We start from the raw sequence: 15,184 nt of genomic DNA, 5'->3' as shown, positions 1-15,184 counted from the left end.
TCCCATGATTGGAATCGATAGAAACACCGGCGCGACGGTCGACGACTGGCCGCAATTTGTGCAGCGCGCGACCCGGGCACTGACCACCCCCCAGGGCACACGCCAAAAACGTCCCTTGTATGGCTGCGCCATCCCGGATCTGTTGGGGCAGAACCTCGGCGACGATTTGCTGATCCTGGCCCAGAGCCACGCCGCACAGGCGTTCTACAACAGCCAGAACGGCATCAGCGATTTCCAGCCGCAAGTCATTGTTGCCAGTCGACAGGGCGCGGGGTTGCTCCTGCGCTTCGCTGGCACCTGGAAAAACCGTAATCAGACGTTCGAGGTGGTGACATGAGCATGTTGATACCGGGTCAGAACCAGTTGGCCGAGCCGACGATCGTCACGGTCGACGCGTTCGAAGATCTGCTGGCTGAGTTCAAGACCTTTGTCGTCGAATATGTCGGCGCCCGCGCTCCGCAGAGCGCGGCCAAACTGAAGGTCAGCCTGGAAAACGAAAGCGAATTGCTGACCCTGGCCCTCGAAGCGTTTTGTGTGCGCCTGCAGCTGCACGAACGCAAGTACAACGCCCGCATCAAGCAGATGTTGGCGTGGTGGGCGACGGGCAGTAACCTCGATGCCCGTCTGGCGGACATGGGGCTTGAGCGTCAGTTGCTCGACCCCGGTGATCCGGCAGCGTTCCCGCCCATTGCGCCGGTGCATGAGAGCGACGACGACGCGCGATTGCGCTACTACCTGGCCCCCCATGCGCCAGCCGCCGGCTCACGCATGCAGTATCGACGCGAGGTGTTCACCCTCGGCGAGCGTCCGGTGGTGAAGGTGGAGTCCGCTGCGCCAGGCGAGGTGACGGTCACTTACACCTTCGATCCCGATGGTCACGCCGCGCAGGTCAAGGATGGCAACGGACGGCGCACAGCCCCCGGTGAAGTGAGAGTCACTGTGTTGTCACGGGAAGGCGATGGCACGGCTAGCGAAGAACTGCTCGACGGGGTGCGCCAGCATTTCGACCGACCGGATGTACGGCCGGAAACGGATCGGATCACGGTGCAGGGTGCCGACATCAAGCGCTACAAGATCCGGGTGCTCGCCAGGATCAACGCAGGCCCCGACTCGGGACTGACGAAAGTCGCCGCAGAGCAGCAATTGCAAGCCTATGCAGACAGCTGTCATCGCCTCGAGGGGCGGGTTGACCCGAGCTGGATCGACTACACGCTGCACAGCGCCGGCGCGGTTCAGCTTGAAATTCTCGAACCGCTCGAGCCGATCGTGACGACGGCCTTCGAGGCACCTTATTGCACCGACATCGAGGTGGAGGTACTCACGCTATGAGTGACCCAAAACCTCACCCGAGCCTGTTGCCGGCCAACAGTTCGGCACTGGAAAAAGCCCTCGATCTGGCGTTCGGCACTTTGCTTGATCGTATTGCACCGCCGTTTCCCGAGCTGATGAACCCCACCGCCACGCCCTCGGCGTTTCTGCCCTATCTCGCGGCGGATCGGGGTGTCAGCGAGTGGAGCAGCGATGCCGCCGAAGCGGAAAAGCGCTTGACCGTCGAATTCGCCTGGCCCACGGCACGCCGGGCCGGTACACGGCAGGCGCTGGAAAATGCGGCCAAGGGTTTGCGCCTGAGGCCAGAAGTGCGGGCCTGGTACGAGCAGACACCACCGGGCCAGCCCTACAGCTTCTCCGTCAGGGCTTTCACCGAACAGCCTTACAGCGAAGAAATCGATGCCCGTCTCGACCGGCGCCTGGCGGATGCCAAAAGCGAACGCGACACCTTGTCGGTGTCTGTCGGCTTGAGTGCGTTTGGCAATCACGTGATTGGCGCGGCGACGGTGTGCGGCGAGCTGACCACGGTTTATCCCGTTGTCATCGAAGGGCTGGAAACGTCAGGCGAGGCCTTCATGGCCGCCGGACTCTACAGCATCGAAACATCCACTATTTATCCTCAGGGGGCCATGAATGGCTGACTATTACACCCTGCTCACCAATGCAGGGATTGCCTACGAAACCGCCTGCAAGGCGGCGGGCGTACCCATCAAACTGTCGCAGATTTCGGTCGGTGACGGCGGTGGCACGGCCTACAACCCGGCGGCGACCGCCACGGCGCTCAAGCGCGAAGTATGGCGCGGGCCGCTCAACGCACTGTTCCAGGACGAGAAGAATCCGAGCTGGTTGCTGGCTGAAGTGACCATCCCTCCAGAGGAGGGCGGTTGGTACGTGCGCGAGGCCGGGCTGTGGACTGACACTGGAATCTTGTATGCCATCGTGAAATATCCGGAGTCGTTCAAACCGGTGCTGGCGACTTCCGGCTCAGGGAAAGAGTTCTACATTCGTTCGATTTTCGAGACGAGTAATGCGTCGTTGGTAACGTTGTTGATTGATGACACGGTGGTGAAGGCCACGCGGGCGTGGGTAACTGACTATGTCGCGGCGGAGTTGAGCAAACTTGACGCGAAACAATCGGTGCGAGTTGCTACCACGGCAAACATCATTCTGAGCGCAGCTCAAACGATCGATGGTGTAGCCGTTGTGGCGGGTGATCGAGTTCTGGTCAAAAACCAGACACAGTCCAAGGACAACGGTTTATATGTCGCCACCAACGGTGCGTGGTCGCGGACAGGGGATGCGGACATCAATGCTGAAGTAACTTCGGCTCTGCAGGTTTGCGTTGAGCAGGGAGCAACTCAGGCGGACACACGATGGCAACTAGTGACCGATGGCTTGATTGCAATAGGCACTACGGCCTTGATTTTTCAAAACGTCACCTATGGTTATGCACCTTTGGCTTCACCTGTATTTACGGGAACTCCAACGGCTCCGACTGTACCGCGCTTTGATACGAGTCTTAAATTGATGAATGGGGCGGCAGTCGCAGGTCGTGGTCACCAATTCTCGACGTTCAGTTCGTTTTCAGGCCCGCTTACCGGTGTTGTGGGACATGTCGGTGGCGTTGTGCACTGCTCCGGAGCAACTGCCAATTCCTATTCCTTGCCTGACTCAACGGCTAATTCTATTCCGCCTGGCGCAACCGTCCGTGTGCAAAATTGGGGAGTAACTTCCCTCGCGCTCGCCATTCAGGGCGCAGACAAAATACAGGAAAATATCGACGGTTCGTGGACCACGGTGACTCGCTCAATTCCACCCGACACCTATGTTGATTGCCTGCATATCGGCAACGGACTTTGGTTGCTGACGGGGCCTGGGGTGGTGGGGAGAACACGTCCATTCGGAGCGTTATTGGCACCGTCAGGTTATCAGCGGTTACCGTCCGGTTTGCTCATGCAATGGTTTACCGCGGGTTTTGCCGGGCCTTACAAGGCAGTGGCTTTCAACCTGCCCATTGCCTTTTCGAGTCAGTTTTTGGGATGCAATGTCAGCATGACCGAAAGCGCCATTTATGACAGCACGGGTCAGCCCTTTGTAGCGGGCATGCCCAACGGGCTTGGCCAGGTGCTTTTGCAGTCCAATTACACTGCCAGTGCATCGTCGGTACGTGTCCTTGCTTTTGGCGTTTAAGGAGAAACATGGTGATTTATTCCAGCAAGACCACGAGGCAGTTTCACGAGTCGGACTATGGCCAAATACCCGCAGATGCGATTGAAATATCCGCTGAGCTACACCATTACCTGCTGGCTGGGCAGACAACGCAACAGATGATCAACTTTGATACGGAACCACCTTCCCTCATGGATCGCCCACCGGTGCCGACCGAACGTTTGGCAGAAGTTGAGCGGGTGTGGCGGAACGCCCGGCTTTCAGTAACTGACGGCGTTGTAACCCGGCACCGTGATGAGTTGGAAGAAGGAGTTGCGACCACGCTCACAACCGAGCAGTACCGTGAATTGCAGGCGTATCGCCAACAATTGCGCGATTGGCCGCAAGTGGGAGGGTTTCCGGAAATGGACCTCCGTCCGACAGCCCCCTCTTGGCTAGCAGAACTAGAACAATAAACGCCCCGCACCACCGGGGCGTTTTCTTTTCCGCCAAACAAACACGCAACACCCAACAGCCCCTTACCCAACGGGCTTTTTCATTCATGGAGAAACAAAAATGGCAGAACGCCAAACGTACACCGTGCTCCGCCCATTCCCTACCGGGGGTGGTCACTGGTCGAGCATCGGCCAGGAACTGCAATTGCTCGATGTGGAGGCCAGTGCGTTGCGCAGCGCCGGTCGCCTGGAACTGAAAGAAACCGAGGCTGCCGAGTCGGCCTCTCCATCCACCACGGCCAAAAAGGCCGCTGCCAAGAAGGCTGAATAACCATGGCTGAGGTTTTGAACTTCGAGCACAACGGCATTACCGTCAATGCCACTGAATCCCCCGAGGCCATGGGTGGCCTGGGTGACAACGTCATCGGTTTGATCGGCACGGCGCCGAAGGCCGATGTGCTGATTCCGCGCAACGCTCCGTTCCGCATCAACAGCTTTACCACCCAGGCACTACTCGATCCGACCGGCACTGAGGAAGGCACGCTGTATCACGCGGTGTTCCAGATCCTGAAAGTGGTCAAGGTGCCGGTATACGTGGTCATCGTCGAAGAGGGCGCGACCCCGGCCGACACGCTGAACAACGTCATCGGCGGCATCGATCCATTGACCGGTCGCAAGCTCGGCCTCGCGGCGTTGAGCGGCGTGCCCGAGGACTTGAGCATTATCGGCGCGCCGGGCTTCACCGGCACTAAAGCGGTGGCCAGTGAGTTTGCCTCCTTCGGCAAACGCATCAAGGCCCGGGTGGTGCTCGACGGCAAGGATGCCGCGGTCGCCGATCAGGTGACGTACAGCCAGGAACTGGGCGGCGCGGAGCTGGGTTTCGACCGCTGCCTGCTGGTGCACAACATGCCGTCGGTGTACTCGAAGGCGGCGAAGAAAAACGTCTTCCTGTCGCCATCGAGCCTGGCCATCGCGGCCCTGGCCAAGGTCAAGCAATGGGAGAGCCCGGGCAACCAGGTGACCTACGCCGAGGACGTTTCGCGGGTGGTGGAATACAACATCCTCGACACCTCCACCGAAGGCGATCTGCTCAACCGCTACGGCATCAGCTACTACGCCCGCACCATCCTCGGTGGCTTCTCGCTGCTGGGTAACCGCTCGATCACCGGCAAGTTCATCAGCTACGTCGGTCTCGAAGACGCGATCAGCCGCAAGCTGGTCAAGGCCGGCCAGAAAGCCATGGCCAAGAACCTGACCAAATCGTTCATGGACCAGGAGGTCAAGCGCATCAACGACTGGCTGCAAACCCTGGTCGCCGACGAAACGATTCCAGGCGGCAGCGTGTACCTGCACCCGGAATTGAACAGTGTCGAGAAGTACAAGAACGGCACCTGGTACGTGGTCATCGACTACGGCCGTTATGCGCCGAACGAACACATGGTTTATCAACTCAATGCCCGCGATGAAATCATCGAGCAGTTCCTGGAGGACGTTCTCTAATGTTTACCAACCGCGTAAGACAGGCCATCGCGGCCACCCTGCAAGGTCTGCCGTTGTCGGCGACGGTGGAGGATTTCACTCCGCCGAAAATCGAATTCGAGATGGAAGAAATGCGCGGCGGACGCTTTATCGCCGAGCAAATGGCCAAGAATGGCAAGGCACTCACCGCTACGTTGACCCTGCAAGGAATGGGGCCGGAAGTCATGTTGGCCCTCGGCGTGAAGCTGGGTGAAGACATCCTGCTGAACGTGCGCGAAGCCGGTCAGGATCAGGACGGCAACACCTGGTTCACGTATCACACCGTGGGCGGTCAGTTGAAATCCCTTGGGGAAACCACGTTGAAGATGAGCGAAAAGCCCAAGACCACCCTGGAACTTGCCTGCCGCACCTACAACCGCCTGGAAAACGGCATCCCGGTGATCGACATCGATGTGCGTACCCAGAAGTTCATGCTCAACGGCGTCGACATTCTCGGCGACGCCCGCCGGGCCGTCCTGTTGCCGTAACCCTCAAGGCCAACCAAGGCGCACACCCTGTGGGAGCGAGCCTGCTCGCGAAAGCGCTGTATCAGTCAGCAGTGATGTCGACTGACAGGTTGCATTCGCGAGCAGGCTCGCTCCCACAAGGCTCCTGGCAATTCGACCCTCACGTGAACCACCAAGGAATTCATTCCATGTCTTGGACACCTCCTGTTCATGACCTGCTGTCGCCGATCACTTCGGACGACAATTTGCAGATCGAGCAAATCCAACTCAACCCCTTGTATTACGCCGCGCAAAAAGAAGCCCTGGCCCGTGCCGGCGATGATGAAGACGACCAGTTCTTCGAACTGGCGCTGCTGGCCACCGGTCTGTCGATCAAGGAACTCGACCAGCTTAAACGCCCGGACTACGTCAGCATCGCCCAATACGTACACGAGATGTCGACGTTGCCGACTTCGCACTTTCTTGGGCAAGTGGGCAAGGGGGAACAACCATCAGCCGCCCCCGATGAAGTGACCTTGCTGCAACCGCTCGCCGTGGCGGGTCGCACCCTGGCCTCGCTGACCCTGGAAATGCCGGTACTGCGCGCCACCAAGGGGATGAAAAAACTCAAGACGCCCAAGGAACGCGCCGAGTTCATCACCGCCCACTGCACCGGCCTGATGCTTCCCGACCTGGCCCTGTTGACCGTTCCCGACTGGACTCAACTGCAGGTGCGCATCGACGATTTTTTAAACCAACCGGCGGCCTTCTTTCGGAGCGCGACATCGAAGTGATCCTCGATGTGGTGCCGCTCATTTACCCGGTAAGTGAAGCGGACATTCTGGAGTGGGACGTCGCAAAGGCGTTGCGCCGCTATGACATAGCGATCACTCGCCTTGGCGTGAAAAAGGAGTAGAGGAGGATGGCTGAGAGCAAGTATTTGCTGGCGGGTGCAGGCATTGAATGGCCGTCATTGAACAACGCATCCCAAGCCTTGGGGTTGTCGGGGTTCAAGGACCCTTTGGTGCAGCTCAGCCAGGCGTTGAATATGAACAGTCTGGATATCCGTCTGTTGACGCAGGGACAGGGCAAGCTTGGCGAGGCGCTGGCGGCCTTGACGGCGGCCTTGTCGTCACTGCGTTCGCCGGGCAGGACGAACGCCGTACCGGCCTCGACCAGTGAGACGAAACCCAGGCTCATGGCTGAGGTTGAACAACGCCCGCCACCGCAGGATTTGAAGTCTGCCATGGCGATTCAGACGGCGATGGTCGATATCGGCCTGAAGCTGCGAATGGACCCTGATGGACTTCAGGAGATGGCCAATGACAATCTGAAGTTGGCGAGCGAGAAACGGATTGCCCCTGCAGGGACGACAGGTGTGCAACTGGCTGGGGTCCAACTGGCGGCAATCGATTCAGGTCTGGTCAAGGATGTTCAGTCGGAGGACCTGCGCAAAACGCTGAAGGATTTTGCTGGCGACGCTGCCCTCATGGCGTCGGCGTACAAGATATCCGTGAAGGAAGCGGGCGAAATAATGGCTGGCTGGCGTACCTCGTCAGGCCTCGATCGTGCTCAACGTCTCGACCTGGCCGATGCGGGCAATCATTTGGCAGGCAGTGTCGATTTGAATGCCAAAGCGGCAGACATCGGATCGATTGTGCAACGTAGCGGCGAGTCGGGCCTGGCCGCCGGCATGAAGCCCGAGCAGGTGGCGGCAATCGCTGCGGCCCTGCTGAGCGTTGGCGTGGGCAAGGATGAAGCCGGCGCGTCGTTGAAAACCCTCAGTTCGACATTGAGCAAGGGTGATAACGCCACGGCGGATCAGCGCATGGCCATGGCCCGGCTTGGCTTTGACCCCGCGCAACTGGCCAGCGAAATGCGCAAGGACGCACCGGCAGCGATCACCAGAGTACAGGAGGCGCTGGAGAAAAAAACGGCCGGGGAGCAGGCCTCGTTACTCAAGACTCTGTTCGAAGGTGATGATGGCATCGGCCAGTTGTTCAAGGCACCCAAGACCCTGCAAGCAGCCTTTGCACGGGTGTCCGACAAGAGTACGTACGCGACGTCCGCGCTCGGTGACGAGGGTTCGATGGCGCAGACTGCCGAAGCCCGGGGGAACACCTCGCAAGCACGCTGGAATTCGCTGGATGCCAGTCTGACGCGACTGGATGCGGCGATTGCCAACGCGGTAGCTCCCTTTACTGACCTTGCGATGCTCAGTGTCGATGGCCTGGTCAGTGGGTTGAGTGACCTGGTCGAATCATTTCCGAAAGTCGCCGCCGGGTTGACCCTGCTCGGCGCGGCCCTCGCGACGCCGTTTCGCGGTGCCATCCTGACCAGACTGGCGTCCGTCACGTCGTCCATCACCTCGGAGCTTTTGAAGCCGGAGGCGGTCACCCTGTCATCCGGACAGGGAAGTCCAGGCAGGCGCGTGGGCGGTGACGGTCAGCCTGGGCGTCCCACGATGCGCAATCGGCTGGTTGCGGCGGCGGCCCGGGCCAAGTCCTTCACCGGCAGGCTGGGCGCCCCCCTGGCGCTGGCCAGTGCCGGTTATGACGGACTCAAGGCATTGCTGGCCGGTGATTACAAAGCCGCCGCGGGCGCGGCTGGATCGGGTGTCGGCGGCTTGGCCGGAGCCTATGCCGGCGCCGCCACCGGCGCATTGATCGGCAGCTTCATTCCAGTTCCCGTCCTGGGGACGGCGGTTGGCGGGGTCATTGGCGGTTTGCTGGGCAGCTACTTTGGCAGCGAGGGTGGGGAGGCGCTGGGTGAGACCCTTTATACCGCGAAGGACCGACTCCAGCCCCCGGAGCAAGTCAGCAAGGATCTGAGCAGCGCACAGACGCAGAACCAGCAGGTCAACTTCAACCCGGTCATCCAGATCAGTGGTGCCAACCCGTCCGACTCCGAACAGTTGGTTGAAAAGGTCATGGCGCAGTTGCGCAGGCAATTGCATGGCGAATTTTTACCGCTGGTAACCAATCCACTCACCGTACGCCGTGACGCGGCCCTGACCGATGGAGGTATGTAATGCGCCAGCAAATGGCACTGGGCAGTTTCATTTTCGGACTGTCCGGAAACTTCGCTTACAGCACCCTGCAGCGTAAGTCGGATGGGGGCTGGACGAACATCGACATCCTGACCAGTAAACCCAAGTCCAGCCAGACCGGGCAAGGCCTGCAGGTTCTTATCATCAGCGGCAAGTCGATGTATGCACAGGCGATGGAACGCCTGGATGAGTTGCGGGCCTTGCAGGCATTGCGCGTGCCGTTGCCGCTGGTCGACGGCATTGGCCGTAACTGGGGCTTGTGGCGCATCAACAACATATCGGAGAACCAGAGCCTGATTATCGATGATGGTACGGCGATGGTGATTGATTGGACGATCGATTTGGTGGAGTACACCCATGCGTAGAGTCAAAAGTATTGCCGGCGATTCGGTGAACCTGCTGCTGTTTCGGCAGCTGGGACGCAGTGACGATGCAGTAGAAGAAGCCTTTTGGCGCCTCAATCCGACGCTGGCCGAGCACGCAGCCATATTGCCCGCGGGCGTCTGGATGGTCTTGCCGGAAATCGATTCCCGACCCATTGCGACCCGACCGGTATCGGCTTGGGACTGAGGAGGCTCTATGGCTCTTGGATTTACCCCGGTAGTGGAAATATATGGGGCCAACGCGGCACTGCTCAACGAGCGATTACTCAGTTGGCAGCACATCGATGCGTCGGGAATCGAGTCCGATCAGTTGACGCTGACGATCGATCTGCACGGACTGGAGGGGTTGCCGGATCTGGGTGGGAAAATCGGCCTGCGGGTCGGCTATCTGGAATCGGGGCTGGTGGATAAAGGCCTGTTCGTGATCAGCCGTCGCACGCCCAAACTGTTTCCCCTGACGTTGACACTGGTGGCCACCGCAGCGCCGTTCAGTGTGGCGGACGAAACGGGTTTCAAGCTACGCCGATCCCTCAGCCACGGCCCGACGACCCTCGGCGCGTTGTTTCGTCTATTGACGTCCCGCCACGGATTTTCTCCCCGTGTCGCGCCCGATCTGGCCATGATCAAGATTGAACACATCGATCAATCCAACGAAACCGACATGGGCTTTCTGACGCGTCTGGCCTGTATACATGACGCGGTAGCGAAACCGATCAACGAGCTGTATGTGTTGGCGCGACGCGGTCAGGTCAAATCACTGTCGGGTAAGGTATTGCCGAATGTTCGACTGTCGGTGACGACGAACAATCGCCCGGACGACCACGCCTTCATCGCCGCTACCCTCGATGAATCCGCCCGGACGAAGTATCAGGGTTGCAAAATCAGTTGGTGGGACGCGGCGGCAGGCAAGGAGCGCAGTGTCGAAAGCGGCATCGCGCCATTCAAGACCCTGCGTCAGCGCGGCCAGAACGCTGAGGAGGCCCTGGCAGCCTGTGAAGGCGAAGTGCGCCGGATGATGCGCGAAGCACTCAAGGTGAACATTGATTGTCCAGGCAATCCCGGCCTTTCAGCCGAAGGGGTCGTGGTGCTGGACGAAACCTGGCCCGATTTCATGCGTGGGCGCTGGTCAATCGACAAGGTCACGGCCAGTGGCAATCGAAAAGACAGCTATCGCTGCAAAATCGCGGCAACTTGCCTGGGCTCGGCGACATAACACGACGCAACAATTGCACAGGCCACGCTCGCGCGCCGTGACGGTAACCTGCTGCTCAGCAGGGTTTGTCAGTCGCAGGAAATATTGCGCAGGTGTTTGCCGAACAATCCCCAACTTGTGAATCTCAACCTTTACTCACCGGACCGAGCGATGCGTCTCACTGAGCAACAGCTACTCAAGATTTTCCCCAACGCCCGCACCCAAGCGGGCGTTTTCATTTCTGTCCTCGACACCGCCATGGCTCACCGCAACATCAATACACCCACGCGCATAGCCGCCTTCCTCGCACAAGTCGGCCATGAGTCAGGGCAGTTGCAGTACGTACGTGAACTGGGCAGCGATCAATACTTGAGCAAATACGACACCGGGGCGCTCGCCGGGCGCCTGGGCAACACGCCGGAGCCCGACGGCGACGGGCAACGCTATCGCGGTCGTGGCCTGATTCAGATCACCGGTCGCAACAACTATCGTCAATGCAGCCTCGGGCTGTTCGGCGACGAACGCCTGCTTGCCCAGCCAGAACTACTGGAACAACCGCAGTGGGCCGCTGAATCCGCCGCCTGGTTCTGGGAGCAGAGCGGCCTCAATGAACTGGCCGATCGTGGCCAGTTCAACAGCATCACCCGTCGTATCAATGGTGGACTGAACGGGCTGCAGGACCGCTTGCAACTCTGGGCGCGGGCGAGGGCGGTGTTATGTCAGCCTTCGGTTTGATTGCGACGCCTTACCGAATTATCGGTGCAGTTGTGTTACTGGTCATGTTGGCCGGTGGCCTGGCCTGGCGCTTTCAGGATTGGCGTTATGGCCGGCAACTGGCAGAGCAGGCGAGGTTGCACGGTGAAACGCTGAATCAACTGACCCTGGCTGCAGCGACGCGGCAACAAGCCGAACAGGGCAGGCGCCTGGCCCTCGAGCAACGGCTTTCGACCAGTGAACAAAACCATTACCGAGTATTGAGCGATGTCCAACGTGATCAGGATCGCCTGCGCGATCGTCTTGCCACTGCAGATGTGCGGCTGTCAGTCCTCCTCGATGCCGGAGCAGGTGCAGTGTCAGCCACCTCCCGCGCCGGCAGCATGGATCATGGCGCCGTACGCGCCCGACTTGACCCGGCGCATGCTCAACGAATTGTCGCCATCACCCATGACGGCGACCGTGGATTGACTGCCTTGCAGGCCTGTCAGGCCTATGTCAGGACGATCATCCGCTAACATCTTGTTCGACCCTGTAACTTGCAAGCGCGATGCGCTCGTGTACGGTAGGTGTCATTCCGCCCCAACAGGAGATGCCCGTGAAAGTAATCACCCAGCTGGCCGCTGACCTTGGCAGGCAATTACAGATGCTCAATGCCCATGTCTCCACGGCCGAGTCTTGTACCGGTGGCGGGATCGCCGAAGCCATTACCCGTATCCCCGGCAGCTCGGCGTGGTTCGAGGCCGGTTATGTGACTTACTCCAATCTGCAGAAGAACCTGCAATTGGGTGTGCCGGTGGAATTGTTTACCACGGTGGGGGCGGTCAGTCGCGAGGTGGTCGAGGCGATGGCCAGGGGCGCCCAGGAAAAAAGTCGTGCATTTTTTTCCGTGGCGGTTAGTGGCGTGGCCGGGCCGGACGGTGGCTCGCCGAGCAAACCCGTAGGCACGGTGTGGCTGGCCTGGGGCGTGGGCGAGCGGGTGTTCAGCGAGTTGCAACACTTCCCGGGTGACCGCGACGAGGTCCGCCGACAAACGGTGAAGGCCGCGCTAGAGGGGCTGCTGCGCCATACCGCGGCAGAAATCTCAAATCAGGGGTAGGCGATCCTCAACCGCTGTGGAATAATACTGGCTACTTATACAGGTGTTGGCCGTCAGGCCTTATTGATTACGTGAGGACTTTAATGGACGACAACAAGAAGAAAGCCTTGGCTGCGGCCCTGGGTCAGATCGAACGTCAATTCGGCAAGGGTGCCGTAATGCGTATGGGCGATCAGGACCGTCAGGCGATCCCGGCCATCTCCACTGGCTCTCTGGGTCTGGACATCGCACTGGGCATTGGCGGTCTGCCAAAAGGCCGTATTGTTGAAATCTATGGTCCTGAATCTTCCGGTAAAACCACACTGACATTGTCCGTGATCGCCCAGGCTCAAAAAGCCGGCGCGACCTGCGCATTCGTCGATGCCGAACACGCCCTCGATCCTGAGTACGCCGGCAAGCTGGGCGTCAACGTCGACGACCTGCTGGTTTCCCAGCCGGACACCGGCGAGCAGGCCCTGGAAATCACCGACATGCTGGTGCGTTCCAACGCGGTTGACGTGATCATCGTCGACTCCGTGGCGGCGCTGGTGCCAAAGGCTGAAATCGAAGGCGAAATGGGTGACATGCACGTGGGCCTGCAAGCCCGACTGATGTCTCAGGCGCTGCGTAAAATCACCGGCAACATCAAGAATGCCAACTGCCTGGTGATCTTCATCAACCAGATCCGTATGAAAATCGGTGTGATGTTCGGCAGCCCGGAAACCACCACCGGTGGTAACGCACTGAAGTTCTACGCATCGGTTCGTCTGGACATCCGCCGTACTGGCGCGGTGAAAGAAGGTGATGAAGTCGTTGGCAGCGAAACCCGCGTCAAGGTTGTGAAGAACAAGGTGGCTTCGCCGTTCCGTCAGGCCGAGTTCCAGATTCTTTACGGCAAGGGCATCTACCTCAATGGCGAGATGATCGACTTGGGCGTTCTACACGGTTTCGTTGAAAAATCCGGTGCCTGGTATGCCTACAACGGCACCAAGATCGGTCAGGGCAAGGCCAACTCAGCCAAGTTCCTGGCGGATAATCCGGAAATCGCAGCAACGCTCGAGAAGCAACTGCGTGACAAGTTGCTGTCTCCGGCAGTGATCGCGGACTCCAAGGCTTCTGCAGTCAAAGAGACCGAAGACGATCTGGCTGACGCTGATATCTGATTGCTCCGATGACGACCGCCGTACTCGATACACTCGTCGCGGTGCGGCGAACCGCCATGGACCTGCTCGCGCGACGCGAGCACGGTCGAGTCGAGCTGACGCGTAAATTGCGTCAGCGCGGCGCGCTCCCCGAAATGATCGAAACAGCACTCGACCGATTGACGGAAGAGGGCTTGCTCTCCGAATCCCGTTATCTTGAAAGCTTCGTTTCCTACCGTGCCCGTTCCGGCTATGGCCCTTTGCGCATTCGTGAAGAGTTGAGCCAGCGCGGCCTGCAACGTAGCGATATCGAACTTGCCTTGCGCGAGTGCGGTATTAACTGGCAGGAGCAACTGGAAGACACCTGGCGCCGCAAGTTCTCCGGGCACTTACCGATAGACGCGCGGGAACGTGCCAAGCAAGGCAGATTCCTGGCGTATCGGGGATATTCCATGGAAATGATCAGCCGCTTGTTCAGTGGCCGAGGAATGGACGATTAACTGAAACGGCTCGCTATTTCGATAGCGGGCCGTTTTTTTGTGCCTCACGTAACCTTGGATGACTCCCGTGTGCGTTGTTGTGCCTGAGGCTGGGAGTGTGCCCAGTTTTCCGGCAGGTTGATGTAGTCCACCAGCTCTCGCAACCGGCCATGGTCACGGGCGTTGAAGGCGAAGGCCAGTCGAGCCAGATGGCTGAACTGTGCTTCATCGTGTTCTTCGCCGCTGTAGGCATGCTGGTGGAAATGATCACTCAGGCACAGGTCCGCAAACGACTCTTGCATGTGTTCGAGTGCCCGGTCACTCAGTTTGTGGTTCATGCGGATCAGGAACTGATGCTTGAGCCAGCGGCTGGAGTGGAAGTTGCTGTAGAACTTGTTGATGTGTTCTACAGCGTCCTCGGCGCTGTAGACCAGTTTCACCAGTTTCATGTCCGTGGGCAAAATGTAGCGATTTTCCTCTAGCTGTTCGCGAATGAAGTCCAGTGCCCCTTGCCAGAACTTGCCGCCCGGTGAGTCCAGCAACACCACCGGTACCAGCGGGCTTTTACCGGTCTGGATCAGTGTCAGCACTTCCAGCGCTTCATCCAGGGTGCCGAAACCGCCAGGGCACAGCACCAGTGCGTCGGCCTCCTTGACGAAGAACAGTTTGCGGGTAAAGAAAAAGTGGAACGGCAGCAGGTTGGTTGTGCCGTTGACGGTGGGATTGGCGTGTTGTTCGAAGGGCAGGGTGATGTTGAAGCCCAGGCTGTGTGCCAGGCCGGCGCCCTCGTGAGCCGCGGCCATGATGCCGCCACCGGCACCGGTGATCACCATCATGTCCGAGCGTGCCAGCGCGGCACCCAGCTCCCGGGCCATTGCGTACAGCGGGTGTTCTATCGGAGTGCGGGCAGAGCCGAACACCGTGACTTTGCGTCGGCCCTTGAACTGTTCCAGCACACGGAATGCATGCTCCAGTTCACGCAGGGCTTGCAAGGTGATCTTGGCATTCCAGCGGTTGTGGTCTTCCTGGGCCATGCGCAGCACGGTCAGGATCATGTCGCGGTAAATCGGGATGTTCGGGCTGTTGGGTGAAACCAGGTTGAGTTGCTCTTCGACCTTGCTGATGAGGTCGTGGCCGCTTTCTTCGAAATGACGGCTAAGGAGGTCATTCGGTTGGTAAGGCATTCAACTTCTCCTTCTGCACAGAACCCTCGGCTTCGACAAAACAAGCGTCGACGCCACGACACTCCTG

At 59.3% G+C, this 15,184-nt stretch carries 19 protein-coding genes; 18 read left to right on the top strand and 1 reads right to left on the bottom strand.

The features are described from left to right. Positions 1-4 precede the first annotated feature (4 nt). From CKW21_RS27780 to recX, 18 genes are all read left to right on the top strand, one after another. Entirely contained in the window at positions 5-337 is a 333-nt protein-coding gene (locus tag CKW21_RS27780; protein ID WP_095197061.1) for a phage baseplate protein, read from the top strand. Beyond that, positions 334-1,329, top strand: coding sequence for a baseplate J/gp47 family protein (locus tag CKW21_RS27775; RefSeq protein ID WP_095197060.1), 996 nt, complete (start codon positions 334-336; stop codon positions 1,327-1,329). Before CKW21_RS27780 ends, CKW21_RS27775 begins: the two co-directional genes overlap by 4 nt. After that, complete coding sequence (locus CKW21_RS27770; protein WP_095197059.1) at positions 1,326-1,970, top strand: phage tail protein I; 645 nt, start codon at positions 1,326-1,328, stop codon at positions 1,968-1,970. Before CKW21_RS27775 ends, CKW21_RS27770 begins: the two co-directional genes overlap by 4 nt. Continuing rightward, a complete protein-coding gene (locus CKW21_RS27765; RefSeq protein ID WP_095197058.1) occupies positions 1,963-3,519 on the top strand; it encodes a phage tail protein in 1,557 nt (518 codons plus the stop codon). The genes CKW21_RS27770 and CKW21_RS27765 overlap by 8 nt, the downstream gene beginning before the upstream one ends. Positions 3,520-3,527: 8 nt before the next feature. Then, the gene (locus CKW21_RS27760) at positions 3,528-3,953 is read left to right on the top strand and encodes a phage tail assembly chaperone (RefSeq protein ID WP_095197057.1); all 426 of its coding nucleotides are present in this window, start codon (positions 3,528-3,530) and stop codon (positions 3,951-3,953) included. A 100-nt stretch (positions 3,954-4,053) separates the two neighbouring features. Further along, positions 4,054-4,263, top strand: a complete 210-nt coding sequence (locus CKW21_RS27755) for a hypothetical protein (protein WP_095197056.1) — start codon at positions 4,054-4,056, stop codon at positions 4,261-4,263. Positions 4,264-4,265: 2 nt separating this feature from the next. Then, positions 4,266-5,432 (top strand): phage tail protein, encoded by a 1,167-nt coding sequence (locus tag CKW21_RS27750; protein WP_095197055.1) that lies wholly within the window; start codon positions 4,266-4,268, stop codon positions 5,430-5,432. Next, complete coding sequence (locus tag CKW21_RS27745) at positions 5,432-5,938, top strand: phage major tail tube protein (protein WP_095197054.1); 507 nt, start codon at positions 5,432-5,434, stop codon at positions 5,936-5,938. The genes CKW21_RS27750 and CKW21_RS27745 overlap by 1 nt, the downstream gene beginning before the upstream one ends. Positions 5,939-6,105: 167 nt before the next feature. Then, on the top strand, positions 6,106-6,690 hold the full coding sequence (locus tag CKW21_RS27740; protein WP_095197053.1) for a phage tail assembly protein: 585 nt from the start codon (positions 6,106-6,108) through the stop codon (positions 6,688-6,690). A gap of 128 nt (positions 6,691-6,818) precedes the next feature. Continuing rightward, positions 6,819-8,927: a phage tail tape measure protein gene (locus CKW21_RS27735; RefSeq protein ID WP_095197052.1), complete on the top strand. Its 2,109-nt coding sequence runs from the start codon at positions 6,819-6,821 to the stop codon at positions 8,925-8,927. Continuing rightward, positions 8,927-9,310, top strand: coding sequence for a phage tail protein (locus CKW21_RS27730; protein WP_095197051.1), 384 nt, complete (start codon positions 8,927-8,929; stop codon positions 9,308-9,310). Before CKW21_RS27735 ends, CKW21_RS27730 begins: the two co-directional genes overlap by 1 nt. After that, positions 9,303-9,515 carry a tail protein X gene (locus CKW21_RS27725; protein WP_095197050.1) on the top strand — a complete coding sequence of 71 codons (213 nt, stop codon included), beginning with the start codon at positions 9,303-9,305 and terminating at the stop codon, positions 9,513-9,515. Before CKW21_RS27730 ends, CKW21_RS27725 begins: the two co-directional genes overlap by 8 nt. Positions 9,516-9,524: 9 nt before the next feature. Beyond that, positions 9,525-10,541 (top strand): phage tail protein, encoded by a 1,017-nt coding sequence (locus CKW21_RS27720; RefSeq protein ID WP_095197049.1) that lies wholly within the window; start codon positions 9,525-9,527, stop codon positions 10,539-10,541. 150 nt (positions 10,542-10,691) lie between these two features. Beyond that, complete coding sequence (locus CKW21_RS27715) at positions 10,692-11,255, top strand: glycoside hydrolase family 19 protein (protein WP_095197048.1); 564 nt, start codon at positions 10,692-10,694, stop codon at positions 11,253-11,255. Next, complete coding sequence (locus tag CKW21_RS27710; protein ID WP_095197047.1) at positions 11,237-11,752, top strand: lysis system i-spanin subunit Rz; 516 nt, start codon at positions 11,237-11,239, stop codon at positions 11,750-11,752. Before CKW21_RS27715 ends, CKW21_RS27710 begins: the two co-directional genes overlap by 19 nt. An 80-nt stretch (positions 11,753-11,832) precedes the next feature. Continuing rightward, positions 11,833-12,333, top strand: coding sequence for a CinA family protein (locus CKW21_RS27705; RefSeq protein WP_095197046.1), 501 nt, complete (start codon positions 11,833-11,835; stop codon positions 12,331-12,333). Between the two features lie 83 nt (positions 12,334-12,416). Beyond that, positions 12,417-13,475 carry a recombinase RecA gene (gene recA / locus CKW21_RS27700; RefSeq protein WP_095197045.1) on the top strand — a complete coding sequence of 353 codons (1,059 nt, stop codon included), beginning with the start codon at positions 12,417-12,419 and terminating at the stop codon, positions 13,473-13,475. A gap of 8 nt (positions 13,476-13,483) precedes the next feature. Further along, on the top strand, positions 13,484-13,954 hold the full coding sequence (gene recX, locus CKW21_RS27695; RefSeq protein ID WP_095197044.1) for a recombination regulator RecX: 471 nt from the start codon (positions 13,484-13,486) through the stop codon (positions 13,952-13,954). A gap of 44 nt (positions 13,955-13,998) precedes the next feature. Here recX and CKW21_RS27690 read toward each other — a convergent pair whose 3' ends face one another. Further along, positions 13,999-15,117, bottom strand: a complete 1,119-nt coding sequence (locus tag CKW21_RS27690) for a TIGR00730 family Rossman fold protein (protein ID WP_095197043.1) — start codon at positions 15,115-15,117, stop codon at positions 13,999-14,001. Positions 15,118-15,184: the final 67 nt, after the last annotated feature.

This window comes from Pseudomonas sp. Irchel 3A7, from assembly GCF_900187565.1.
GTDB lineage: Bacteria > Pseudomonadota > Gammaproteobacteria > Pseudomonadales > Pseudomonadaceae > Aquipseudomonas.
Note: the sequence above shows the minus strand (reverse complement) of the source record. Positions and strands in the feature narration are given on the sequence as shown.

Coding starts and splice junctions, on each gene's coding strand:
- recX (WP_095197044.1), top strand. CDS start 13,484: ATGACGACCGCCGTACTCGATACACTCGTCGCGGTGCGGCGAACCGCC.
- CKW21_RS27770 (WP_095197059.1), top strand. CDS start 1,326: ATGAGTGACCCAAAACCTCACCCGAGCCTGTTGCCGGCCAACAGTTCG.
- CKW21_RS27755 (WP_095197056.1), top strand. CDS start 4,054: ATGGCAGAACGCCAAACGTACACCGTGCTCCGCCCATTCCCTACCGGG.
- CKW21_RS27710 (WP_095197047.1), top strand. CDS start 11,237: ATGTCAGCCTTCGGTTTGATTGCGACGCCTTACCGAATTATCGGTGCA.
- recA (WP_095197045.1), top strand. CDS start 12,417: ATGGACGACAACAAGAAGAAAGCCTTGGCTGCGGCCCTGGGTCAGATC.
- CKW21_RS27730 (WP_095197051.1), top strand. CDS start 8,927: ATGCGCCAGCAAATGGCACTGGGCAGTTTCATTTTCGGACTGTCCGGA.
- CKW21_RS27740 (WP_095197053.1), top strand. CDS start 6,106: ATGTCTTGGACACCTCCTGTTCATGACCTGCTGTCGCCGATCACTTCG.
- CKW21_RS27715 (WP_095197048.1), top strand. CDS start 10,692: ATGCGTCTCACTGAGCAACAGCTACTCAAGATTTTCCCCAACGCCCGC.
- CKW21_RS27765 (WP_095197058.1), top strand. CDS start 1,963: ATGGCTGACTATTACACCCTGCTCACCAATGCAGGGATTGCCTACGAA.
- CKW21_RS27780 (WP_095197061.1), top strand. CDS start 5: ATGATTGGAATCGATAGAAACACCGGCGCGACGGTCGACGACTGGCCG.
- CKW21_RS27775 (WP_095197060.1), top strand. CDS start 334: ATGAGCATGTTGATACCGGGTCAGAACCAGTTGGCCGAGCCGACGATC.
- CKW21_RS27750 (WP_095197055.1), top strand. CDS start 4,266: ATGGCTGAGGTTTTGAACTTCGAGCACAACGGCATTACCGTCAATGCC.
- CKW21_RS27690 (WP_095197043.1), bottom strand. CDS start 15,117: ATGCCTTACCAACCGAATGACCTCCTTAGCCGTCATTTCGAAGAAAGC.
- CKW21_RS27725 (WP_095197050.1), top strand. CDS start 9,303: ATGCGTAGAGTCAAAAGTATTGCCGGCGATTCGGTGAACCTGCTGCTG.
- CKW21_RS27720 (WP_095197049.1), top strand. CDS start 9,525: ATGGCTCTTGGATTTACCCCGGTAGTGGAAATATATGGGGCCAACGCG.
- CKW21_RS27735 (WP_095197052.1), top strand. CDS start 6,819: ATGGCTGAGAGCAAGTATTTGCTGGCGGGTGCAGGCATTGAATGGCCG.
- CKW21_RS27745 (WP_095197054.1), top strand. CDS start 5,432: ATGTTTACCAACCGCGTAAGACAGGCCATCGCGGCCACCCTGCAAGGT.
- CKW21_RS27760 (WP_095197057.1), top strand. CDS start 3,528: ATGGTGATTTATTCCAGCAAGACCACGAGGCAGTTTCACGAGTCGGAC.